Origin of the sequence: Serratia sp. (in: enterobacteria) (assembly GCF_051654945.1) — a bacterium.
Lineage (GTDB): Bacteria > Pseudomonadota > Gammaproteobacteria > Enterobacterales > Enterobacteriaceae > Chania.
In genome coordinates, this window is the sequence record NZ_JBOFZA010000101.1 from 1 (window position 1) to 24216 (window position 24216).

The 24216-nt window shown below is 51.0% G+C and carries 21 protein-coding genes; 9 read left to right on the forward strand and 12 right to left on the reverse strand.

What is annotated here, in order from left to right:
- The 3 genes from ACRDCA_RS24570 to mdtD form a co-directional block, all read left to right on the forward strand.
- Nucleotides 1-183: hypothetical protein (locus ACRDCA_RS24570; protein ID WP_438691879.1), on the forward strand; the 183-nt coding region annotated here is incomplete at its 5' end.
- 59 nt (nucleotides 184-242) lie between these two features.
- The gene (locus tag ACRDCA_RS24575; protein ID WP_438691880.1) at nucleotides 243-932 is read left to right on the forward strand and encodes a FadR/GntR family transcriptional regulator; all 690 of its coding nucleotides are present in this window, start codon (nucleotides 243-245) and stop codon (nucleotides 930-932) included.
- Between the two features lie 37 nt (nucleotides 933-969).
- Nucleotides 970-2388 carry a multidrug transporter subunit MdtD gene (gene mdtD / locus ACRDCA_RS24580; protein WP_438691881.1) on the forward strand — a complete coding sequence of 473 codons (1419 nt, stop codon included), beginning with the start codon at nucleotides 970-972 and terminating at the stop codon, nucleotides 2386-2388.
- Here mdtD and rbsR read toward each other — a convergent pair.
- The 7 genes from rbsR to kup all read right to left on the reverse strand — a co-directional run bounded on the left by rbsR (nucleotide 2385) and on the right by kup (nucleotide 10235).
- A complete protein-coding gene (gene rbsR, locus ACRDCA_RS24585) occupies nucleotides 2385-3386 on the reverse strand; it encodes a ribose operon transcriptional repressor RbsR (RefSeq protein WP_438691882.1) in 1002 nt (333 codons plus the stop codon). The two genes, mdtD and rbsR, sit on opposite strands and share 4 nt — an antisense overlap.
- Nucleotides 3387-3390: 4 nt before the next feature.
- A complete protein-coding gene (gene rbsK / locus ACRDCA_RS24590; RefSeq protein ID WP_438691883.1) occupies nucleotides 3391-4317 on the reverse strand; it encodes a ribokinase in 927 nt (308 codons plus the stop codon).
- Nucleotides 4318-4379: 62 nt separating this feature from the next.
- Nucleotides 4380-5267 carry a ribose ABC transporter substrate-binding protein RbsB gene (gene rbsB, locus ACRDCA_RS24595; protein WP_025123152.1) on the reverse strand — a complete coding sequence of 296 codons (888 nt, stop codon included), beginning with the start codon at nucleotides 5265-5267 and terminating at the stop codon, nucleotides 4380-4382.
- A gap of 25 nt (nucleotides 5268-5292) precedes the next feature.
- Nucleotides 5293-6261, reverse strand: coding sequence for a ribose ABC transporter permease (gene rbsC, locus ACRDCA_RS24600; RefSeq protein WP_025123151.1), 969 nt, complete (start codon nucleotides 6259-6261; stop codon nucleotides 5293-5295).
- Nucleotides 6262-6267: 6 nt separating this feature from the next.
- Nucleotides 6268-7773, reverse strand: a complete 1506-nt coding sequence (rbsA, locus tag ACRDCA_RS24605) for a ribose ABC transporter ATP-binding protein RbsA (protein ID WP_438691884.1) — start codon at nucleotides 7771-7773, stop codon at nucleotides 6268-6270.
- Between the two features lie 7 nt (nucleotides 7774-7780).
- Nucleotides 7781-8200, reverse strand: coding sequence for a D-ribose pyranase (gene rbsD, locus ACRDCA_RS24610; RefSeq protein WP_438691885.1), 420 nt, complete (start codon nucleotides 8198-8200; stop codon nucleotides 7781-7783).
- Between the two features lie 166 nt (nucleotides 8201-8366).
- Nucleotides 8367-10235, reverse strand: a complete 1869-nt coding sequence (kup, locus tag ACRDCA_RS24615) for a low affinity potassium transporter Kup (protein WP_438691886.1) — start codon at nucleotides 10233-10235, stop codon at nucleotides 8367-8369.
- A 309-nt stretch (nucleotides 10236-10544) separates the two neighbouring features.
- Here kup and ravA point away from each other — a divergent pair, with 309 nt between their 5' ends.
- Together ravA and viaA are read left to right on the forward strand one after the other, a co-directional pair.
- The gene (gene ravA, locus ACRDCA_RS24620) at nucleotides 10545-12053 is read left to right on the forward strand and encodes an ATPase RavA (protein ID WP_438691887.1); all 1509 of its coding nucleotides are present in this window, start codon (nucleotides 10545-10547) and stop codon (nucleotides 12051-12053) included.
- On the forward strand, nucleotides 12054-13517 hold the full coding sequence (gene viaA, locus ACRDCA_RS24625) for an ATPase RavA stimulator ViaA (RefSeq protein ID WP_438691888.1): 1464 nt from the start codon (nucleotides 12054-12056) through the stop codon (nucleotides 13515-13517).
- A 42-nt stretch (nucleotides 13518-13559) separates the two neighbouring features.
- Here viaA and ACRDCA_RS24630 read toward each other — a convergent pair whose 3' ends face one another.
- From ACRDCA_RS24630 to asnA, 5 genes are all read right to left on the reverse strand, one after another.
- Complete coding sequence (locus tag ACRDCA_RS24630) at nucleotides 13560-14711, reverse strand: fimbrial protein (protein ID WP_438691889.1); 1152 nt, start codon at nucleotides 14709-14711, stop codon at nucleotides 13560-13562.
- A gap of 95 nt (nucleotides 14712-14806) precedes the next feature.
- On the reverse strand, nucleotides 14807-17422 hold the full coding sequence (locus tag ACRDCA_RS24635; RefSeq protein WP_438691890.1) for a fimbria/pilus outer membrane usher protein: 2616 nt from the start codon (nucleotides 17420-17422) through the stop codon (nucleotides 14807-14809).
- Between the two features lie 65 nt (nucleotides 17423-17487).
- Complete coding sequence (locus tag ACRDCA_RS24640) at nucleotides 17488-18171, reverse strand: fimbria/pilus periplasmic chaperone (protein ID WP_438691906.1); 684 nt, start codon at nucleotides 18169-18171, stop codon at nucleotides 17488-17490.
- A 68-nt stretch (nucleotides 18172-18239) separates the two neighbouring features.
- Nucleotides 18240-18785, reverse strand: coding sequence for a fimbrial protein (locus ACRDCA_RS24645; RefSeq protein WP_438691891.1), 546 nt, complete (start codon nucleotides 18783-18785; stop codon nucleotides 18240-18242).
- 821 nt (nucleotides 18786-19606) lie between these two features.
- Nucleotides 19607-20599 carry an aspartate--ammonia ligase gene (gene asnA / locus ACRDCA_RS24650; protein ID WP_438691892.1) on the reverse strand — a complete coding sequence of 331 codons (993 nt, stop codon included), beginning with the start codon at nucleotides 20597-20599 and terminating at the stop codon, nucleotides 19607-19609.
- 155 nt (nucleotides 20600-20754) lie between these two features.
- On the opposite strand from asnA, the gene asnC reads away from it, so the two are divergent.
- The 4 genes from asnC to ACRDCA_RS24670 all read left to right on the forward strand — a co-directional run bounded on the left by asnC (nucleotide 20755) and on the right by ACRDCA_RS24670 (nucleotide 24198).
- On the forward strand, nucleotides 20755-21216 hold the full coding sequence (gene asnC, locus ACRDCA_RS24655) for a transcriptional regulator AsnC (protein ID WP_438691893.1): 462 nt from the start codon (nucleotides 20755-20757) through the stop codon (nucleotides 21214-21216).
- Nucleotides 21217-21585: 369 nt separating this feature from the next.
- Nucleotides 21586-22173 carry a DUF308 domain-containing protein gene (locus tag ACRDCA_RS24660; RefSeq protein ID WP_438691894.1) on the forward strand — a complete coding sequence of 196 codons (588 nt, stop codon included), beginning with the start codon at nucleotides 21586-21588 and terminating at the stop codon, nucleotides 22171-22173.
- 49 nt (nucleotides 22174-22222) lie between these two features.
- The gene (gene hdeB, locus ACRDCA_RS24665) at nucleotides 22223-22537 is read left to right on the forward strand and encodes an acid-activated periplasmic chaperone HdeB (RefSeq protein WP_438691895.1); all 315 of its coding nucleotides are present in this window, start codon (nucleotides 22223-22225) and stop codon (nucleotides 22535-22537) included.
- A 194-nt stretch (nucleotides 22538-22731) separates the two neighbouring features.
- Entirely contained in the window at nucleotides 22732-24198 is a 1467-nt protein-coding gene (locus ACRDCA_RS24670) for a basic amino acid/polyamine antiporter (protein ID WP_438691896.1), read from the forward strand.
- The last annotated feature ends 18 nt before the right edge of the window (nucleotides 24199-24216 follow it).

The window sequence follows — 24216 nt, forward strand, 5'->3', positions numbered from 1 at the left end:
TCCTGGCTGGGCGACTTGGTTCTCGTTAGAGGAGTCGTTGTTCCCGGTCAGTGGAGGCGCATTATAGGGAGTTCTCAGAAGGGCGCAACCCTTAAATTCAAAAAACTTTTCAAGCGCGGCTTTTTTCGGCAAAACGCTGTCTTGTTCAGCGTTTTTGCCACTTTTCCTCGAAAACAGCCGTAACAGCGGGCGTTCCCTGGCGTAAAATGAAAGATAACAATGCAGTTAAAGGAACCGCAGCCATGCAATTTGATGCTCAACAACAGGCCGCACAGCGTAATCTTTCTTATCTGCTGGCAGAAAAGCTCGGCCAACAGATCCTGGCCGGTGAATATCAAGCCGGCAGTATCCTGCCCGGCGAGATGGATTTGGCAGAACAGTTTGGCGTCAGCCGCACTGCGGTGCGTGAAGCAGTGAAAATGCTGGCGGCCAAAGGCATGCTGCTACCGCGCCCCCGCATCGGTACCCGGGTGATGCCGCAAGGCCAATGGAACTTCCTCGATCAGGATCTACTGACCTGGTGGATGACCAAAGAGAACTTCGGCCAGGTGATGCAGCATTTTCTCATCCTGCGCACCTCGCTTGAACCACAAGCCTGCTCATTGGCCGCGACTAATGCCAGCCATGTGCAAAAGGCGCAATTAATTGCGCTGATGGCTGAGATGCAGGCGCTACACCAGGATTTTGACCGTGAACGCTGGATTGAGGTCGATACCCAGTATCACCAACTGATCTATGAAGCCAGCGCCAATCCGTTTCTGACTTCGTTCGCCAACCTGTTCAGTTCGGTCTATCAAAGCTATTTCCGTGCCATCACCGGCAATGAAGTGATAAAACTACAGCACCATCAGGCCATCGTGGATGCCATCCTTGCCGGTGACAGCACCGCAGCACTCGCAGCCTGCCAAACGTTATTACGGGGTAATGCGTAAACTCCGTAGCTATATATAGAAGAAAGATGGACTAACAATGACAAAATCTGCACGCAGCATGGCCGGGTTACCCTGGATCGCCGCGATGGCGTTCTTTATGCAGGCGTTGGATGCCACAATTCTCAATACCGCCTTACCAGCGATAGCCCACAGCCTGGATCGTTCCCCCCTGGCGATGCAGTCGGCGGTGATCAGTTACACCTTGACGGTCGCAATGCTAATCCCGGTGAGTGGCTGGCTGGCCGATCGCTTCGGTACCCGCCGGGTGTTTATCATCGCCGTGTCGCTGTTCACCTTCGGCTCACTATTGTGTGCCCTGTCACCCACGCTGAGTTTCCTGGTCGCCTCACGCATTTTGCAGGGGATTGGCGGCGCGATGATGATGCCGGTGGCGCGCCTTGCCCTGTTGCGGGCTTATCCGCGCAGTGAGCTGTTGCCGGTGCTGAACTTTGTCACCATGCCCGGCCTGGTGGGACCCATCATGGGGCCGCTGCTGGGCGGTTGGCTGGTCACCTACGCCACCTGGCATTGGATCTTCCTGATTAACATCCCGATAGGCCTACTCGGCATCGTTTATGCCCGTAAATACATGCCGGACTTCACCACGCCGAAGCGGCCGTTCGATTTCATCGGTTTTATGCTGTTTGGCCTTAGTCTGGTGCTAATTTCCACCGGTCTGGAGCTGTTTGGCGAACAGGTGCTGGCCAATTACATTTCTCTGGGGGTATTTCTCAGCGGCTTTGTGATGCTGTTTGGCTACGTCATCCACGCCCGCCGCCATGCTCAACCGTTGATAGGGCTGGATCTGTTCAAGACCCGTACCTTTTCCGTCGGCATCGCCGGTAACGTGGCCTCCCGTTTGGGGACCGGCTGTGTGCCCTTTCTGATGCCATTGATGTTGCAGGTGGCCTTTGGCTATTCGGCGATCGTTGCCGGTTGCATGATGGCCCCGACGGCGGTGGGTTCTCTGATGGCGAAGTCGACCGTCACTCAGGTGCTACGCTGGTTTGGTTATCGCAAGACGCTGGTTGGTATCACTATCGTTATTGGGGTGCTGATTGCGCAATTCTCGCTACAAAGCCCGGGTATGCCGCTATGGCTGATGATTTTGCCGCTGTTTATTTTAGGGATGGCGATGTCGACGCAGTTTACCGCCATGAATACCATCAGCCTGGCCGATCTGAATGATGGCAACGCCAGTTCCGGTAACAGCGTGCTGGCAGTGACTCAACAGTTGTCGATCAGCTTTGGCGTGGCGATCAGCGCCGCTGTGCTGCGCTTCTATGGGGCGATGGAGATCGGCACCATGATCGATCAGTTCCACTACACCTTTATTACCATGGGGATAGTGACCGTGGCGTCGGCCTTCGTCTTTCTACTGCTAAGAAGGAAAGACGGCAATAATCTGATCACCGGTAGAGAGAAATCACGCAAAAAAGCCAAGAGGGCGGGTTAACGATGGCCAACGGAGGCCCGCTCCACCAGCTCAGGCGTCAGCACCAGGATCTGGGCATCACGTTCAGGGTTTTGCAGGCGGTTGATTAGCGCGTCGACCGCCAACTCCCCCAGCGAGTCTTTGGGCTGATGAATGGTGCTGAGCGGCGGGGCCAGATATTTCGCCAGTTCAATATCGTCATAGCCCATTACGGCCATATCTTGTGGTACCGTCAGCCCAGCCTGATACAGCGCCTGATAGACGCCCACGGCGACGGCATCATTACCAGCAAATACCGCATGAGGAGGCTCGGCCAACGCCAGCAACTGCTTCATGGCATGCACGCCCCCTTCAAACTCAAAATCGCAGTACACCTCATAGCCAGGAAGTATTGCCAGGCCTGCACGCTGCATGGCACGGCGATAACCTTCCAAACGATGACGCGCAGTGGTTTTATCCAACGGCCCGGCGATGCAGGCAATTTGGCGATAACCACGGGCGATCAGATGATCGGTAGCCATTTCGCCGCCCAGCAACGAGTTATCCTGAATGATATCGTTGGCCCCTTCGAACGGTGACCAATCCATCATCACGATAGGTAACGAGGGATAGCGACTCAGCGCATCCTGCGAAGGACGGTGGTTTTCGGTACACATCACCAACAGGCCATCCACCCGCTTTTGCAGCAGCGTTTCCATGCTGCTGTTCATACGCGCCACGTCTTCTTCGGTATTACACAGGATCAGGCTGTAGCCACGCTCATAGCAGCTGCGTTCAACACCACGCACTACTTCTGCATAAAACGGGTTGTTGCTGGAGGTCACCAGCATGCCGATGGTGCGCGTAGTGTTAAGTTTCAGGCTACGCGCCAGTGCGGAAGGGGCATAGTTAAGCTGTTCTACGGCCACCATGACTTTGTCACGCACGCTGTCGCTGACAAAGCGATTGTTATTGATTACGTGCGAAACCGTCGAGGTTGAAACACCCGCCAGGCGGGCGACATCTTTCATGGTAGCCAAAGCGTTATCCTTGTTGCTGCAAGAAGGCGTCAATCTCTTCACGCCACGGCACGGAAGGCTGAGCGCCAGGCCGGGTAACGGCAATCGCCGCCGCCGCATGCGCGAAACGCACCGCATCACTCATCACCTTGCCTTCGAGCAAAGCCGTGACCAAGGCACCGTTGAACGTATCACCGGCCGCAATGGTGTCCACCGCTTTGACCTTAAAGCCCGGCACCAACTTACCCTTGCCGTTTTCACTCAGCCACACGCCACGGCTACCGAGGGTGATAATCACACAGCCGATACCTTTGCCATGCAGGATGTTGGCAGCACGTTCGGCATCAGCATCGTTGTTGACCGCAACACCTGTCAGGCGCTGGGCTTCGGTTTCGTTCGGGGTGATCATATCGATCATGGCTAACAATTCATCAGGCAGCTCACAGGCCGGAGCCGGGTTGAGGATCACCTGGGTCTGGTGCTGCTTCGCCAGCTTGGCGGCGGCAATGACCGTTTCCAGCGGTGACTCAAGCTGCATCAGTAACGCATCGGCATCGATAATCTTTTGCTGATAGCGGTTGAGATAATCAGGAGTCACTGCCGCATTGGCACCGGCATCAATACCAATCACGTTCTCACCTTCGGCATTGACGAAAATCAGCGCCACGCCGGTGGTGTTATCAGCGATAGCTTCTATCGGTTGGGTATCAATGCGATCGCTAGCCAGTTGTTGGCGAATACGTTCACCAATATCGTCAGCGCCGACGCAGGCAATAAAGGCAATATCCGCACCGCTGCGCCCGGCAGCCACTGCCTGATTAGCCCCTTTACCACCGAAGGCGACCTTATACTGCTGGCCGATCACCGTTTCGCCCGGCTGGGGAAACTGTTTGATATTGAGGATATGGTCGGCATTGATGCTGCCCAACACCACCAGCTTTGCTGTTTCCATCACAGAGATCCCTTACATTGCGCGCCATCGTCACGCCCCGTTCCGATGGCGCTGGAGGTGACTTACTTGGTAACCAGTTTCAAATCAACCGGGATAGTCGCCGGTACTTTCTCGCCTTTCAAGATTTTATCGGCCGTTTCTACGCCGATCACGCCGATCTGATCCGGGCGCTGCGCCACGGTAGCCGCCAATTTGCCGCCTTCAACCGCTTTCACGCCGTCGGCCGTACCATCGAAGCCAACCACGATCACATCAGTTTTACCGGCAGTTTGCAGCGCACGCAGCGCGCCCAGTGCCATTTCATCGTTCTGGGCAAACACAGCCTGCACATCTGGATGCGCGGTCAGCAGGTTCTGCATGACGTTCAGGCCCTTGGTGCGATCGAAGTCAGCCGGTTGGCTAGCCAGCAGTTTAAACTTGTTCTGCGCCAGTGACTGTTGGAAGCCTTCGCCACGTTCACGGGCAGCAGAGGTCCCGGCAATGCCTTCCAGCTGAATCACCTTGGCGTCAGTACCCGCTTTTTGAGCGATATAATCACCGGCCATTTTACCGCCCACGCGGTTATCGGAAGCGATATGGCTCACCACTTCGCCTTTGGCCGCCATGCGGTCCAGCGTAATCACCGGGATCTTGGCCTGGTTAGCCATCTTGATGGCATTACCTACCGCATCAGAGTCGGTTGGGTTAATCAGCAGCAGCTTCGGATTCTGTACCATCAGATCCTGCACGTTGGCCAACTCTTTCGCCGGGTTGTTCTGGGAGTCCAGCACCACCAGGTTATAACCCAGTTTGTTGGCTTCCAACTGCGCCCCCTCTTTCATCGAAACAAAGAACGGGTTGTTGAGCGTAGAGACCACCAGCGCGATGGTGTCTTTTGCCAAGGCGTTAGCACTCAGGGTGGCGCTTAACGCGATGACCGAAACTAAGGTTGCCAGTTTTTTCATTTTCATGGTCGTGATTCCTGTAGGGGAGAGGTTACTTGTTACTTTTGTTGTCTACCAGAACCGCCAGCAGAATAACGGCTGCTTTCACGATCATTTGGTAGTAGGAAGAAACACCCAGTAAATTCAAACCGTTGTTCAGGAAGCCAAGGATCAGCGCCCCGATCAGTGTACCGACGATACGCCCTTTACCGCCCGCCAGGCTAGTACCACCCAGCACGACCGCCGCGATAGCATCCAGCTCATAGCCGGTACCCGCAGTAGGTTGCGCGGAGGACAGGCGCGCCACTTCAATGACTCCCGCCAATGCCGCCAACAGGCCACACAGGGAGTAAACGATAATTTTAACTTTATCGACGCTGATACCGGAAAGACGGGTAGCCGCTTCGTTGCCACCCAGCGCATAGATATAGCGGCCAAGGCGGGTGTGATGCAGCATATACCAGGCGGCGATAAACACGATGGCCATGATCCAGATTGGGGTCGGAACCCCCAGCGGGCGGCCAATCCCGAACCAACCGAAGGCGTCGGCAACGTCGGTAAAGCCGGTATTGACCGGGCTGCCGTTGGTGTACACCATGGTGACACCGCGCAGTAACAGCATCATCACCAGGGTGGCAATAAACGCCTGAACCTTACCTTTGGCGACAATAATCCCGGTGCAGGCCCCGACGGCCGCCCCCAGCGCCAGCGCAGCGGCTACAGCTACCACTGCATTGACCTCAAACCCGACAATCGAAGCGGCTACCGCCCCGGTCAGCGCCAACAGTGAGCCAACCGACAAATCGATACCGGAGGTCAGGATCACCAGCGTCATGCCAACCGCCATAATGGCGTTGACCGAGGTTTGCTGCAAAATATTGAACAGGTTATTAACGGTGAAGAAATTCGGGCTCATGGAGGAAACCACGGCAATCAGCACCAACAGGGCAATCAGCGATTTCTGCTCCAACAGCCACTCTTTACTGAACCAGCGCTTAGCTGCGACACTTTGTGAACTCATATCTGATTACTCCTGCTTTACGCCGTATTGCTTGCCGACGGCCGCAGCCATCAACACTTCCTGGGTGGCCTGTTCAATCGGGAATTCGCCGCTGAGGTGGCCTTCGTGCATCACCAGAATGCGGTCACTCATGCCCAGCACCTCCGGCATTTCCGAAGACACCAGAATGATACTCAGCCCTTCCTGTTTGAACTGGTTGATTAACTGATAGATCTCTTTTTTGGCCCCCACGTCGACACCACGCGTCGGTTCGTCGAGGATCAGCACCTTTGGCCGGGTCATCAAGCCACGGGCAATCGCCACTTTTTGCTGATTGCCGCCGGAAAGCAGACCAATTGGCTGCTCCATCGACGGCGTTTTGATATTGAACAGGCGGATAAAATCGCTGACGGCGATCTGCTCGTCGGCATGTTTCAGGCTACCACCGGCGCGGCTGAAGTAGCGCAGCGCGGTCAGCGACATGTTTTCTTTGACCGACATCCCCAACACCAGGCCATCGCGCTTACGGTCTTCGGAGATATAGACGATACCGTTTGCCAGGCCATCCTGAGGAGTACGGGTCACCACCTCATGGCCATCCAGGTTCACCGTGCCGCTTTTACGCGGTGCCGCACCGTACAGGATCTTCATCAGTTCGGTACGCCCGGCCCCCATCAGGCCAGCCACGCCTAAAATCTCGCCGCTATATAAAGTAAAGCTGACGTCATGTACGCCGGGGCCGGAAACGTGGCTCACCTGCAAGCGTTTTTCACCACGCGGCAGATTCAGGCGTGGATATTGTTCTTCCAGCTTGCGGCCAACCATCATTTCAATCAGCGAATCTTCATCCAGTTCGGCAACCGGCCGCTCGGCAATAAATTGCCCGTCACGCAGCACGGTCACATCGTCGCAGATTTCGAAGATCTCTATCAGGCGGTGGGAAATGTAAACAATGCCGCACCCTTGGGCCTTCAGTTCCCTGATCACGTTAAACAGCGAGGCGGTTTCGGTATCGGTCAGGGCATCGGTCGGCTCATCCATGATGATGACTTTGGATTCAAAGCTCAGCACCTTGGCGATTTCCACCATTTGCTGATCGCCAATCGATAATTCCCCCACCAGCCGGTGGCTGCTGTAACGCAGGTTCAAACGCGCCAGCAGTTTGTCCGCTTCGGCATACATACGTTTCCAGTCGATGCGGCCAAAGCGGTTAACAAACTCACGGCCAAGAAAGATGTTCTCGGCAATGGTCAGCTGTGGGATCAGGTTTAGTTCCTGGTGGATGATGCCGATACCCGCTTCCTGCGATTCTTTTGGCCCGTTGAAGGCCACTTCATTACCGAGGAAATACTGGCTGCCCGCATCCTTTTTATAGATACCGGTCAGCACTTTCATCATGGTGGATTTGCCGGCACCGTTTTCACCCACCAGCGCCATGACCCTGCCGGGATAAACGCTGAGCGCGGCGCCAGACAGCGCCTTCACGCCGGGAAAGGCTTTATCGATCCCTTTCAGTTGCAGTAAAGGTTGCATAGGCGCCTCAGAAGGTTACGCCGGAGCACAGGATCACGTTCGCGTAAGGCGAACATTCTCCGCTGCGGACCACGGCCCGGCTGTGTTCGGTTTGCGCTTTAAACGCGCTGTGGCTGATATAGCTAATGCTGATGGTATTACCCTGGCGTTGACCCAGTTGCATCAATTGCGCCAGCAACGCTTCATGGAGCGACGGGTTATGCTTGACGATCTCTTCCGCCAGGATGGCACTTTCTACCTGCATTTCCTGCGTGACCACGCCGACCACCTGCAAAAATGTGGGCACTCCCTTGGTCAGAGCCAGATCGATACGCGGCGTCACGGCCGGGATTGGCAAGCCTGCATCACAAATAGCGATCTGGTCGGTATGACCCAGACGAGAGATCACCGCAGAAACGTCAGAATTCAGTAGTACGCCTTTTTTCATGATTAAACTCCATCAGCGAAACGTTTCGCTCGTGAGTCAGTTTAGAAAAACGGCAGGGGAAGGCAACCTAGAAATGATGGAAATGTGATCGTCATCGAAACGTTTCGATGGCATTCAACAAAAGTGCGGATAAAAAATAAGGCCCAGCCAATGCTGAGCCCCTGATTTAGATTTCGACCTGGGTTCCCAGTTCGATCACCCGGTTTGGCGGGATCTCAAACTGATCGGCAGCCCGCAACGCATTGCGGCTCAGGGCGATAAACAGCTTACCGCGCAGGAACAGGTACCAAGGCCGTTTGGTGAGGATCAGCGACTCATGAGACATAAAGAACGATGTCTCCATCATCCGACATGGCAGCCCTTCCAATCCGCAGCGGTGGAAGACTTCCTCGACGTTCGGCGTTTCACGCCAACCATAGCTGGCCACTACCCGCCAGAAGGTCGGCGACAGTTGTTCGATCGTCACCCGGCGAACGTTATGCACATAAGGAGCATCTTCGGTACGCAAGGTCAGCAGTACCACCCGCTCATGCAGCACCTTGTTGTGCTTGAGGTTATGCAGCAGGGCAAACGGGATCACGTTAATGGCACGGGACATAAACACTGCGGTGCCCGGCACGCGAACCGGTGGCGATTTTTCCAGTGAGGCAATCAGCGCTTCAAGGGAGTTACCGTGTTCATGCATCCGGCGCAGCAGACGGAAGCGTTCGCTCTTCCAGGTGATCATAATCAGGAACATCACCAGCGCCAGCGTCAACGGCAGCCAACCACCGGAGAACAACTTCAGGGCGTTAGCAGAGAACATCGGCACATCGATAATCAGCAGGATCGCCAGAATGCCCCCCACCATAAAGCGATTCCAATGCCAGTTCTTGATGGCCACGGAGGTGATCAGGATACTGGTCAGTACCATGGTGCCGGTCACCGCAATACCATAGGCCGCAGCCAGGTTGCTGGAGTGCTCGAAGCCGACAATCACCAATACCACGGCGATATACAGGGTCCAGTTGATCACCGGAATGTAGATCTGGCCGGATTCCATTTCCGAAGTATGAATGATACGCATCGGTGACAGATAGCCCAGGCGCACCGCCTGACGAGTCAAAGAGAACACGCCGGAAATCACCGCCTGTGAGGCGATCACCGTAGCCAGCGTGGCCAATATCAGCAGTGGGATCAGCGCCCAGTCCGGTGCCAACAGGAAGAACGGGTTCTTGATCGCCTCCGGGTTTTTCAGCAGCAGCGCCCCTTGGCCAAAATAGTTGAGCACCAATGAAGGCAGCACCACGGTGAACCAGGCCAAGCGGATCGGGAATTTACCAAAGTGGCCCATATCGGCATACAGCGCTTCCACACCGGTAATCGACAGCACTACCGCGCCAAGCGCGAAGAACGACACCTTCTTATATTCAACAAAAAAGTTGAACGCCCATTTCGGGTTCAGCGCCTGCAACACTTCCGGGTTGGCAATAATGCTGCGCGCACCCAGTACCGCCAACACGATAAACCACAGCAGCATCACCGGGGCAAACAGTTTACCCACGCTGCCAGTACCGTGTTTTTGGATCACAAACAGTAAGGTCAGTACCAGAATGGAAAGCGGGACGATATAGGGATCCAACGACGGAGCGGCAATCTCCAGCCCTTCGATCGCCGACATCACCGATATCGCCGGGGTGATCACCACCTCGCCATAGAAGAAACTGCCACCAATCAGGCCCAGGATCACCAGAAAAGAGGTAGTGCGCGCCGAGGTATGGCGACCAGCCAAAGACATCAGCGTCAGTATCCCGCCTTCACCGGCGTTATCCGCCCGCATGACATAGGTGAGATATTTCAGGGAGACGATGACAATCAACATCCAGAAGATTAAAGAAAGGAAGCCAAACACCACATCGGGGCGGACGTCAAAACCGTAGTGGCCGGAAAAACATTCTCGCAAGGTATAGAGCGGGCTGGTGCCGATATCACCGTAAACGACCCCAATAGCCGCCAGGGTAACCGCCGATAAAGACTGTTTATGTTCTGTGCTCATAGTTTGCTTCTTTTGCTAGATCATCCGTCAACCGACGCATCCGCATCAGGCTAAAGATACGGGCTCCAAGATCCATCACACCCTGTAAAAGGCGCACAGTATGCATCATTTATACTACTTGCCTACTCTTATATCGGACCCCAAAAATAAACAAAATGTGAACAAGCCCCCTTGTTGAGCATAGAAAAATTTTACTAATCAACAAGCTATAGGGCTAAAAATAATGATGGTTTATCATTGGATTCTCTAGCAAGATTGGCTGTCAGCCTGGGCTACGGGCTCTAACCTCCGGACAACACGAGCTATTTTATGGCGTCATCAACACTTCTGGCAGAACGGATCTCCCGCCTCAGCAGTGCGCTGGAGAGCGGCCTTTATGAACGGCAAGAGGCTATCAGGCTGTGCCTGCTGGCAGCACTGTGCGGCGAAAGCGTGTTCCTGCTCGGCCCGCCGGGGATCGCCAAGAGCCTGATCGCCCGTCGACTCAAATATGCCTTCCGCAGCGCTCGCTCCTTTGAATACCTGATGACGCGCTTTTCCACGCCGGAAGAGGTGTTTGGTCCATTGTCTATCCAGGCATTAAAGGATGAAGGCCGTTATCAACGCCTGACTGCGGGTTACCTGCCCGAAGCCGAGATCGTCTTTCTTGATGAGATCTGGAAGGCTGGTCCGGCTATCCTCAATACCTTGCTGACCGCGATCAACGAACGCCGATTCCGCAACGGTAATAGTGAAGAGCCCATTCCGCTACGCCTGCTGGTCACCGCCTCCAATGAGCTCCCCGAGGCCGATAGCAGCCTTGAGGCATTGTATGACCGAATGCTGATCCGGCTGTGGCTCGACAAGGTGCAGGATAAGCAGAATTTTCGCTCGCTGTTGGTCACCCGCCAGAATGAAAGCGACAACCCGGTGCCCGAGGCACTGAGCATCAGCGATGAAGAATTCCATCAGTGGCAACCGCTGATCGATAAGGTCAAACTGCCGGAAAACTGCTTTGAGCTAATCTTCTTGCTGCGTCAACGGTTAGACGCCTTGGAACAGGCTCCTTATGTTTCCGATCGTCGTTGGAAAAAATCCCTGCGCCTGCTGCAGGCCTGCGCCTTTTTCAGCGGGCGCGACACCATCGTGCCGGTGGATTTAATGCTGCTAAAAGACTGTCTGTGGCACGATCGGTCATCATTAAAGCTGTTACAGCAACAGATCGATCAGTTGCTGACCGAGCAGGCTTACCAGCAGCAAACCTTGTTAATCCAGCTACAGCAGGTCCACACCCGTTGGATGCAGCATCAACAGCAGCAGAGCCATCGCCAGGCCATCCAACTGGTGAAAAAAGGCGGCATGTTCAGCCGTAAACCCCAATACGTGCTGGAGCAGCCCCTCACTGGCACCACGTTGACCTTGCTGCTGCAAAAACCGCTACAGCTGCACGACATCCAGGTTAACCATCTGAGTATCGAAAGCAGCATGCTGGAAAACTGGCTGCAAAAAGGGGGCGAGGTGCGCGCCAAGCTCAACGGCATTGGTTTTGCCCAGCAGATCGTTCTGGAGGTCGACGACCAGTTGTATCTGACCGTGTTGGACGTTAGCCGTCAGCCTTCATTGCTGGCCTTGCCGGGTAAACCCACCGGCGGAACCCCACCGGAATTCCTGGACGAAATAGAAACCTTAAGCCAACGCCAGGCGGAACAGCGGCGGTTATTCAGCCAGCATCAGCCTTGCCTGTTTACCCCCGCCGCCGGATTGGCAAAAATTGAAGCCAGCCTGTTGCAGGTTGCCGAACAAATCAAACAGCTGTCCCAACAAATGCGCGGCCAGTAAATGCTAAGCCTCGAAACGCTCGATATGCTGCTGTCGATCTCCGAAGGCGAGCTAATCGAAGAACTGATCATCGGCATGTTGGCCACGCCGCAACTGGTGGTGTTTTTCAAAAAATTTCCGGCGATAAGGCGGGCGATAAATCGCGATCTGCCTCAGTGGAAGTTAAAACTCAAAGATCGCATACAACAAGCCGCGGTACCGCCGGTGCTGGCTCAAGAGTTTTATCGTTATCAACAGTGTCAATTGGAAAGCCACGGTCAGTTTTCGCAAAACCTTAATGATACGCTCGATCTGTTACGCCACTGCGCATCCCCGTTTTACGCCCAGGCACGGAGCATGGTCGACGCCGCCGATCTGCCATCGCATTCGCTCGATGGCAGCTTCCAGACCCTATTTCTACAACGTTGGCGCATTAGCCTGACATTACAGGCCACCATGCTGCATCATAAGTTGCTGGAGCAGGAGCGTGAACAGCTAATGGCTGAGCTGCAAGAACGGCTGGCGCTGAGCGGCGCGCTGGAACCGGTGCTAGCGGAAAACGACACGGCCGCAGGCCGCTTATGGGATATGAGCAAAGGTCAGTTGCAACGCGGTGATTACCAACGGCTGGTGGAATACGGCGACTTCCTGCAACAGCAGCCGGAGCTGCAAAAACTGGCGCAGCAGTTGGGTCGCAGCTACGAAGCAAAAGCGGTGCCACAGCAAGATGCGCAGCCGGAACCGTTTCGGGTGATGGTGCAGGTTCCCGCCATTCAGCCGGAAGAGGTCAGTGGCATACACCAAAGCGACGATATCCTGCGGCTATTACCCCCCGAGCTGGCGGCGTTGGGTATCGAAGAGCTGGAGTTTGAGTTTTATCGGCGGCTGCTGGAGAAACGCTTGTTGACCTATCGCCTGCAAGGGGATGCCTGGCAGGAACAGATCATGATGCGTCAGGTTACCCATCAGCAGCAGGACCAGCAGCCTCGCGGGCCGTTTATTGTTTGCGTCGATACTTCCGGCTCGATGGGCGGCTTTAACGAGCAATGTGCCAAAGCCTTTTGCCTGGCACTGCTGCGTATCGCACTGGCAGACAACCGCCGCTGCTACATCATGCTGTTCGCCAGCCAGATTGTGCACTATGAGCTGACGGCCGCCAGTGGTATCGAGCAAGCCGTGCGTTTCCTGGGCCAGCATTTCCGTGGTGGCACAGATTTGGCCGCCTGCCTGAATGCTACGGTGAGCAAAATGGCGGAAAGCGACTGGTTTGACGCCGATGCGGTGATCATTTCCGACTTTATTGCCCAACGCCTGCCGGATGAGGTGATAAAGAAGGTGAAATCGCAGCAGCAAAGCCACCAGCAACGTTTTCATGCGGTGGCAATGTCAGCCTATGGCAAACCTGGCATCATGCGCATCTTCGACCATATCTGGCGCTTTGATACCGGGTTAAAGAGCCGTTTGCTGCGCCGCTGGCAACGATAGCGGCAACGCCGCAACGATCGTAGGGGTGCCCGCCCGTCTAACCTAATAATAATTAATGGTAAACACGGCTTTGCCATCGGCCCGGCCTGGCGTGATATCCGACTCTGTCTGGATATACCTGGCCACTAAAGGAATGGTATATGACGGGTTGCCGTCAGCCGGCGGCGTATAGCGATTTGGGCCAGCGAAGTTGAACGGCACCGGCGTACCGGAAACCCGCCCTCGCCCGAACTGTATCCCTACCCCTGTCGCCGCCACATCGCTACCTGCCGCACTCACCGCCATCACGCCATTGGCGCTATCGAGGATTTCCGTGGTGGGCTGTATAGAGAGATCCAGAACGTTGGCCGTTACTGCCGGGATGGTTTGCTCACCATTCTCTGTAATTTCTACCTCTTTACCGCCAAATGCGTAGTAACCATGAAATCGGGGGCAATTAGTTAAATGAATAGATGCGTCCTTCCAGTCGGTAGTGGAGCCTTTCCCTTTGAAATATTTACTTTTTTCATACACTCCCAACTGCACTTTAACATCCGGCGTGGTACAGGTTTGAGAGGTGACGTTAATTACGCCGCTAAAAGCGACGGTGGCCAACGTGGCATCCGCAGGCATATTCATATTATTGCCGTTGCTTAGCGCCGATATGACCACGGGGAAATTAGCGCCATTAACGGTGCCAGGGGAGATATCACCCGTTTTTATCAATCCGAATGAAAAAGAGGAATCCAGCGTGGTGCTGGTACCCGATGCATACTTAACATTGATGGTATAAGGGCTCACCAGGGTCGGAACGTTCTCCGTGACCCCGGCTCCTCCTTTCCAAACGGCAATACCAATCCCCGGCACACCCGTTTCATAAATATACTGATGCCTGCCAGAACCCTTATAACTGGATAGCGGCATCGAGGTACTTTTTATTTTCAGGTATTTATTTACCACCCCTGAGTCAGGAACCACGGTGCTGGTACAATTGACTCTAACCAGCCCTTGTTGCGTAAAGCGGCCAGAATAGATAACGGTCCCGTTAGGAATATCAGGACCAGCCGTGATGTTTTGTGGCGCTATCGGCAAGGTGGTAACAATGGGATCAGGTACGGCACAGGTGACAACAGCAAGTACATGAGGAGCTGAAAAAACCGCCAATGCGTATAATGTCAATTTAAACCATACTCTAAACCCTGTTGGTTTTTTCATCTTGTTCACCACTGTAATACCTCTCGCTTAATCCGATCGTTAATGCATGTCCAGGCATCTAACTGGATGCCCAAGGCATGACCCCACCCCAGCATTTAGCCCATAATTGAAAAGGCTTTTGGCACCTGATTACCTTCACAAATCGAGTTAAACCGCTGAATTTCCGAGGCAGTGGTATTCTTCTTGGTTGGCATCAAGATATAGCGTACGCGACATTGCATCAGCCTATCTTCACCCCATTTGATCAATAAGGTGTCTCTCTGCTCCGCAACCCGAGCATAGATCTGCCCACCCTGCCCTACAGACCCCACGTGGTTACCTTTGTGGTCAATAACGTCAGCACCGAACGGCACGGGTTGGCCATCGTAGGTCGCATTGATCAGAATCGGCGTACCCCGTTTGGTGTTATATTTTACCTTCACCACGGCCCCCGAATAGGGAGCGACCTTTTGCGTCGTGTTCTCCAATTCCACATCAAAAGCGGTCCCTTTAGGATCGAGACTGATGTCATTAAATTGGTAAGCGTTCAGGTAGGGCACTACCGCATAGCCACGGGAGTCGATGCGAATGCCAGGGAAGGAAGAGATCCTGGCTCCCTCTGCGCCTTTCGCCTCTACCAGTGCAAAAGTATCGGAAGAATACGGCGTAAAGGTTACCCCGCCGCTGTGACCAATCAAGGTGCCACTCAGCCCCATCGAAGCACTGTGATACCCCTGGCCGGTGCTATAAGTGCCCCCCACACTAGCCATGGAGCCAAGGTATTGGCCATTAATTGAGCCACTGCTCCCGCTGCCCTGGTTGGCATTCATCGCCGTGATCCCATAGCTAAACGGGTTACTGTCCCAAAAACTGCCGGAAATGTTGGCCTGCTGGCCAAAACGGCCCGTGCTGTCGTGTGACAGATCGGCGCGTAACAGCGGTGTTCCGGACCGGCTATTTTTCCCTAGTGGCAGGCTAAAACTCAGCAAGTAGTTGTTTTGGATATTGCCATAGCTGGAATAGCTGCGATTCACACTCAGGCCATAGGTCAGGTTTCGGTAACGGTTGCTGTAACCCACCTGGAGCTGCTTTTCACTGCCGTCTTTATTCCAGTAGTTCTGGAGCGAACCCGTCACATAAATCTGGCCCAAGCCCTGTGGCAGGCCTTGCCCTGCGGTAACGGTAAAGCGATTTTTCGCCCGCCATACCGACTGCCATGAATAACCGCGGCTAATCGCATCGCGTGCCTGCATCGCGGTCATGAAATCCATATAGCCGCCGGTAGAAAAGCGATAGGCGGCCAACGACAGATTGCTGTTGGTCTCGCTGATGGCTTTGCTGTAGCTGATGCGATAGCTTTGCCCGCTGATACTTTTGCCCGTCTGATTCACGCCCGGTTTATTGTCGCTAACCAGGCGGGTATGCGCCTGCGTGACGTCGAACGCCAAAGCTCCAAGGCGGGTTCCAAAGGCTCCCCCAAGCTGGAATGCATAATACTGCCGGTTAACCTGTAGCCCACCGTAACCCGTCACCGAATTGGTTAAACCATACTGGTAGGTGGCCTGATAGATCTCTGGTTTCTCCCGCAGGCTGTCACTGCGCAATTTGCCAACGGTAGCCGAGTAATGCGAATTTCCTGGACGCAACAGTTGCGTGACTGACGCATAGGGAACGCGGAATGACTGCTCCGTGCCGTCGGCCTCACGTACGGTAACTTCCAGATCGCCGCCGTAGCCCGTCGGGTATAAATCATTAATCAGAAATTCACCGGGCGTCACAGTCGTCTCATAGAGCACCTGGTTGCCTTGACGAACCGTGACCTTGGCGCTAGTTCTGGCAATACCTCGGATCTCTGGCGCATAGCCACGCTGCGATTCTGGCAACATACGCTCGTCGCTGGCCAGTTGGATACCGGAAAACGGCAAGGTATCAAACACCACTCCTTGGGTATTGGAGTGGCCAATCAAAAAGCGACCTAAAATCGGATGAATATCTCGCTGTAAATACGTATTGATCGCGCTGTATTTCTTCGGGCCATTCTCCGTCCAGCTATAAGAGCCGTTATGCCGTAGATACCATGCCCCCACGTTTAAACCGGCATTAAACCCGGCATACATCGAGCTATAACTGCTGCCATGAGATTTGCTGCTATAGGCATTGGCGTTATAGCCCAGCATAACCGCAGGAATGCCTTTATCCCACAGTTCTGGATTGATGCTGCCACGCGCCGCATTTTGCATATACATCTGTGGAACGATAATATCAAGCCGCTGCTCATTACTGTCGTAGTTGACGTGTGAATTTTCTAATGTGCTTTCCAACTCCAGACAGGCAGCGTCTTTAATGCCTCTGATAAAAAAATCTTTCGGCAGCTTATCGTAATTAAAACCAATATGTTTAATGATGTCATTGGTCAGGCAGGGGTAAACTGACTTATCGGCCCGGGATTTAAATTCAACATCTTTGTTGCCTATCAGCACGTCATTAACATAGATAGCCGTGCGGTAGTTACCCGGCAGAATTGCGGAACCATTGGCAAACCGACTGAGGTCAACAGCAGCAACATCACTGATATTCAGAAAAGAAGAGTCAAACTCCATATTTTGAGCCACAGAGATCGGCTCAGAAACGGCAATATTCTCTATAGAGTAACTATTGAAACTGACCAATAGCATAGCAAAAGCCACAGGAGAAAGTTTGCACTGAACATCGTTGCACAGAGTTCTTTTCATAAAAATCCCTTTTAATACAATCTCCTGAACATCTATTAATTGCACTTGTCTATGAAGATTAAAAACTATTTAATGATGGCGTTAAAATTCCTGATAGCACCATAATCATTAACATACTCGCCGCTAACTTTGCTTCCCGCATGGCCAGACAGTTTGACAGTTAGGGCTGAATAAGGAGCAACCATACTTCCTTCTATTTTTTTACCACTTGTCGACAACGTAACGAAGGAGACAAAATAGGGAGTAGGATTGTTTGCCAACAGGGTATTTCCCTTTGCCGTCCAAGTGACCGCTTTAGCCGCTTCGTTGGCATCACCCTGCAGCCCGACTGGTCGATAAAAGAATTTAATCCGTGAGCGAAATGCCATCTGCAGATAGTTTTCGGCCGTGCTCACCTTACTCTTCGCGGGGATCTCCAGCACATTGAGCCAGAACACCGATTCTTTATCCGTAGGCAATGCCTCACCGGTATAGCTGATACGCAGAGTCTGTCCCTTGCCAGCCTCAACCCGATTAATCGGCGGTGTGAGAATAAAGGGAACCTTGATCGACTCAGGTTTGGCATTCGCATCCCCTTTATCAATCCAGCTCTGAACCAGTACGGGAAGCTTGCCGGCGTTATTGAGTTTGACACTGACTTCTTTTGCATCTGAAGGGTAAATTACGCGCGTACCCGTAATCACTATACTCGCCACTGCGGGGGCAGCCAGCAGGACTGAAGCCGTCACTGCCAATAATAGGTTTCGCATCAAAAATTTCACGTTCATGCCTCGTAATACATAATACTAGGGAGGTTTCCCTCCCTGGCATTCATAACTTACTTGTACTGAATAGAATAAATAACGTTGCTGGCTACGGTACCGGCACCGGTTGCATCTTCTGCAAAGTACTCAACGAAGTAAGGCAGATTGGCGCTACCAGACGTGATGTCAACGTAGGTGGTCTCTTTAATCTGATTAGTGTTACCCACCTGAATAACTTTTTGAGATGCGTTAGATGCATCACGCAATTGCAGGCTGACGTTAGTTGCAGTACCGGTCATATTTTTCAGGCGACCGGAGACCAGATCCACTGAAGCGCCCGCTTCAAAGAAGGCAGAAGCTGATTTCAATGTGCCTTCGCAGTTGGACAAAGCCATGTTGAAACCGGTTTGGCCCGCAGTGTTACCCGCAACTTTCAACTGGTTGATACCGACAGTTGGCAGAGTGACAAGGGCATCAGCAGCCTGGCCATCAACCAAAACTTCACAGGTGGTGGCAGTCAATTCACCTGCGAAGGTGATGGTACCTGTGGAAGCGGCCTGAGCCATGCCAACCGAACCCAATACAGCAGCCAGAGCAGAAACGATTACTAACTTTTTCATATAATATATCCTTTATTACATTTTTAACGCTAAGCAGTTCTACTATCCACAGACTATGGATAGGGTTTATTCTCCTCCAACCCAAATATAAGGACGTTAGCCACCGGCACAAAACAGAATCATTCTGGTTATTCACTGACAGCCTATATTCAGACCGTCCTATATATAAAGCTTGGGGCAGAGGCGAGGCTACGCCGCCCCAACAACATAGATTACTTAAGTGGCTGGAATAGCTTTAAGTATGATAACTAAGATAATTAAATTAATTTATTAAGTATCTTCTATGTCATTTCTCAGGGCAAGCCTAACGGCGCATTCCCCTGTAAGGTAGTGAAATTTCCTTAATTCATAGCGCTAAGGCAAAAATAAAGACTAAAAAAACGGCGCAAAAAGATTAATTCGCAAGCAACGCCTCCCGCAACACAAAACACAACCTACTGATTTAAAAGAGTAAATGGCACTTAAGGGTTTAATTAATTCATTATTTGTTAGCATGCTTGGTTATATAAAGCACTCGCTATATTTTTTCTGCGTATAGTCGATTGCCATGATGTTGAAAATTTATCAACACCCAAGATGATTGGTTTTTAGTCAGATAAGAATCAACTACCGAAACGGCCCGAGTCACTAGCCTTACTATAGAACAGTGCAGGAAGGGGAAATGGATAAACAATAACAGGTGAATAAAGCAGGTTACTAACAGTAGTGTTAGCGGAAAGAAACGGATGTTTAAAACTGGCCTTGTTGCTGAAATGATTAAGGGCGAACAGATTCGCCCTTAACTATAACGGGTGCATCAGGCAGCACCCCAACCTTATGTCTTACAGCAACCCATCAACGCTTTCGCGAACTTCAGGCCCCCATACGCCACATTGTACCTGACCAATATGTGACAATTGCAGCAACAGCATCACCAGGCGTGATTGACCAATACCGCCACCAATAGTCTGTGGCATTTCACCGCGCAGCAGAGACTGATGCCATTCCAGCTTCAGGCGATCCAGGTCGTCGGTTAATGCTAACTGATGCTGCAGTGCCGCAGCGTCCACACGGATCCCCATTGAAGAAAGCTCAAACGCATCCTGCAATACCGGGTTCCACACCACGATATCACCGTTCAGCCCTTTCAACCCTTCACTACCTGGCGTGGTCCAGTCATCATAATCCGGTGCACGTACGTCGTGGGATTTGCCATGCGACAGTTTGCCACCAATCCCAATCAGGAATACTGCACCCAATTCTTTGGCGATGGCACGTTCACGGCCTTTGGCATCAAGATCTGGATAACGTTGCAGCAGAGTTTCGCTGTGAACAAAGTGGATCTGTTCTGGCAGGAACGGTGCCAGACCAAATTCACGGCTCACCGCGGCTTCCGTTTCTTTTATAGAGGCATAGATCCGCTTAACGGTATCTTGCAGGTAAGCCGGGCTACGTTCGCCATCTCCCATAACACGTTCCCAATCCCACTGATCGACATACACCGAGTGGATCGGCGTCAGGCGATCTTCATCCGGGCGCAGCGCTTTCATATGGGTATACACACCTTCACCCGCGCTGAAGTCGTTATCACCAAGCGTTTTACGCTTCCATTTAGCCAGCGAGTGGACCACTTCAAACGTGGAGTCCGGCAGGCTTTTAACTCTAACCTGAACGGCTTTTTCGCAGCCAGAGAGGTTATCTTGCGTACCGTCGCCCAAGCGGCTGAGGATCGGTGCCTGTACTTCAATCAGGCCAAGCTGCTGCTCCAACTGGCGGGAGAAGAAGGATTTCACGAAGCTGATTTGTTGTTGTTTTTGGATAAACTGCTTTTTCATCGCCGTATCTCTTGAATAACCTGTCTAGTTGCCAATGATTAAGCAACAGAATGACACCTAAATTCAATATCCATCAATCAATATTGCCTTTTCACTTTTAATCAGTCATTTTTAAGCGACGAAAATTCAACAATCAGCATTTTAAGGGGGATTTAATGGCGGAAATTTATCAGATCGATAATCTCGATCGCGGCATCCTCAACGCTTTAATGGACAATGCCCGCATGCCTTATGCCGAGCTGGCGAAGAATTTTGCCGTTAGCCCCGGCACCATTCATGTACGGGTAGAGAAAATGAAGCAGGCTGGGATCATCACCGGGACGCGGGTGGATGTGAACCCAAAACGGCTGGGTTACGACGTCTGCTGCTTTATCGGCATCATATTAAAGAGCGCCAAGGACTATCCCTCCGCGCTGAAGAAGCTTGAAAGCCTGGAAGAAGTGGTGGAAGCCTATTACACCACGGGCCACTACAGCGTGTTCATCAAGGTGATGTGCCGCTCGATAGATGCGTTGCAACAGGTTCTTATCAACAAGATCCAGACCATAGACGAGATCCAGTCAACGGAGACGCTGATCTCGTTGCAAAACCCTATCATGCGTACCATTACGCCTTAATAGACGAACTTCTTCACAGCCCACGCCTCAAAAGGAGGCCTGTGGCGCTGTGTAAGACAGCCTAAACCTAATTGAGTAAAATCACTTTGTTAGAAAAAAGGTTGAAAACCGGCTCTAGCAGAGCATATTTACATCAATTATAGGATTTATGAAAACACCTGAAACACTTTTTAATTTATTTAATGATATATGTTATAGTCACTAACATCTTAGCAATATATACAAGCCTACGCTTGTAGGAATCATACGACATATATGGTTATATTCTCTTATATACCTAATGACGTATTTTGAATATTATTCTCTCACACTTTAAAACTACATTTAACTCATGCGCCGATCGCAGGAGTGGCGTGCAAGAGAGATACTATGGTTTATATTGATAGTGATACCATTAGCAAACTCAGCCTCCAGGTATTGAGTAAATATAAAAAAATCGTTTTGTTTTTAGCTATGTTATTTTTACTGTGCGGAACTTTATGTCTACTCATTCCTGTTTATTCTGGCATCGCTTTGAGCTATCTTATAGGAAGTTTATTTTTCATTTCAGGAATATACTCCTTCATCAGCGCGTTAGCTTTTAGAAAAAACACGTCGAGCTTGTTTTCATTGTTTTTATTTGGAATTATATATGTTTTCCTGGGAATTAATTTTTTATCAAGTCCCGTGATTGGAATGAATATTATTTCATTGGTCATTTGCATTCTATTTTTGTTGGGGGGAATTAGTCGCCTGACCACAGCATTTAAAAATAGTGAAATTGTTGGGCGTTACTGGTGTATTTTTATCGGGATCTTGGATCTTTCTATTGCATTCATCTGGTTAAGTGCGAGTGAAAACACAATATATATATTAACCGTAATGTTAATAGGTCTTGAACTGGTGTTGACCTCATGGTTTTTTTTCATTCTTAACTATGGTTTTAATCATCATAAAGACGGTTACTCCCTCACTTAACTTCGATACCTGTTCAATATCATTCAATATTAATTAGGAGATAGTTATCATGACTAAATTTACAAAAAATATCATTATCGCTTCTACTTTGGTTGTGGCTGGCATGAATTTAGCCAATGCAGAAACGACGGGTAAAACGACCCCGCAGGACATGACTTGCAAAGAATTTGTTGATCTGAACCCTAAGGCAATGACCCCAGTAGCATTCTGGATAGTCAATAAAGATAATGTCTATCAGCAAGGCGACTATGTTGATTGGAATGAAGTAGAAGCCATCTTCGTTCCGAAAGTCATAAAAGCTTGTAAGCAAAAACCTGAAAGCAAGCTTGAAGAATTTAAGCAATGGATTAAAGACATTAAGTAATGTCCCTAAGATAAAGTCAGCTATCTGCGATAACTGGCTTTATCTGGACAACAGGAATTCACCGCCCACAAATACCCCTCACTATTAGTTAGCACTCTCAGTTATAACTTCGGGGGTTTACTTTAAAAGAAAAAAGGATTTTCGATAAAAAATAACAAAAGACAGTGTTATTTTTTATAATAGGAAGATAAGTTATGTCTACAGGTATAGCAGGAAAAGATAAAAATCAAAAGTTAGGTCTATTGGCATTAGTCGCTATCGTGGTCAGTTCAATGATTGGCAGCGGTGTTGATGGACTGCCACAGAATATGTCCGCGAGTTCAGAAGTGGGCCCTGTGGCTATCGCCTGGCTAATCTGCGGCTTCGGAATGTTTTTTATTTCACGAACATTTATCATCCTATCCAATATTCGGCCAGACCTACAGGCTGGCATCTACATGTATGCTCAAGAGGGTTTTGGTGCCTTCTGCGCATTTATTGTCGTATGGGGCTATTGGCTGATGACAATTTTCAGCAACGTCGCCTTTGGTATCATGGTGATGGATACCCTAAATTATTTTATCCCTGGTGAATTTCACGGTGGAAACAATATCCCTTCAATTATAGGGACATCTATTCTGATCTGGGGGTTCAACTTTTTAGTGTTGTCGGGGACAAGACTGGCAGGTACGATTAATATTATCGGGACATTAGCAAAATTGATACCGCTAATCGTATTTGTATTTATCCTGGTTTATGTTCTTAATGTCAATGAACTGACCAGCAATGTCTGGGGAAATAACCCGTCATTCCCTCAGGAACACTTAGGCTCAGTCTTCGATCAGATAAAGTCGCCACTCGATATTGCCCTGTGGTGTTTTATTGGCGTTGAAGGTGCCGTTGCATTGTCGGGAAGAGTCAAAAATAAAAAAGACGTTGGAAGAGCAACTTTTATTGGTTTTATCATTTCACTCATTGTATGCATCTTAATCTCTATCCTGCCATTCGGCGTTTTGCCCCAAAAAGAACTGAGCGTAATCCCAACACCGTCAACAGCAGGGATCCTGAAGATTGTTGCCGGCGACTGGGGCGAAGGACTTATCAATGTGGGTGTACTGGTTTCTGTATTAACTAGCTGGTTAGCCTGGACAATGATTTGTGCAGAAGTTCCTATGGTTGCAGCCCAAAACGGCGCCTTTCCAGAAAAATTTGCTACACGAAACAATCAAGGAGCGGCATCGGTATCGCTATGGGTCAGTAGCGCTTTAATGCAGTTAGTCGTATTGATGGTTTACTTTTCAAGTAACGCCTGGATAGCCATGCTCTCTATTTCCGCCTTGACGGTGCTACCCGTCTATCTGCTGTCCACAGCTTACTTATGTAAAATATGCATAAATGGTGAATATAATAATTATACGAAAAATGGCCGTATTGGCGGATTAATCAGTGGTTTGATCGGGTTATCATTTTGCTTATTTATGTTTTATGCCAGTGAGGCGAAATACCTTGCCATGGTGCCAATGCTATTAACATTAGGATTACCACTATTCTTTTGGGCGCGAATTCATAAGGAGGGCATGAAAAATATATTTAAGGGGAATGAAATGAAAATCTTCTTATCATTAGTCGCTCTAGATGTATTTACAGGGTTACTATTTATGAATGGCACGATAAAGCTATAACCAATTTCATTTTGTTCA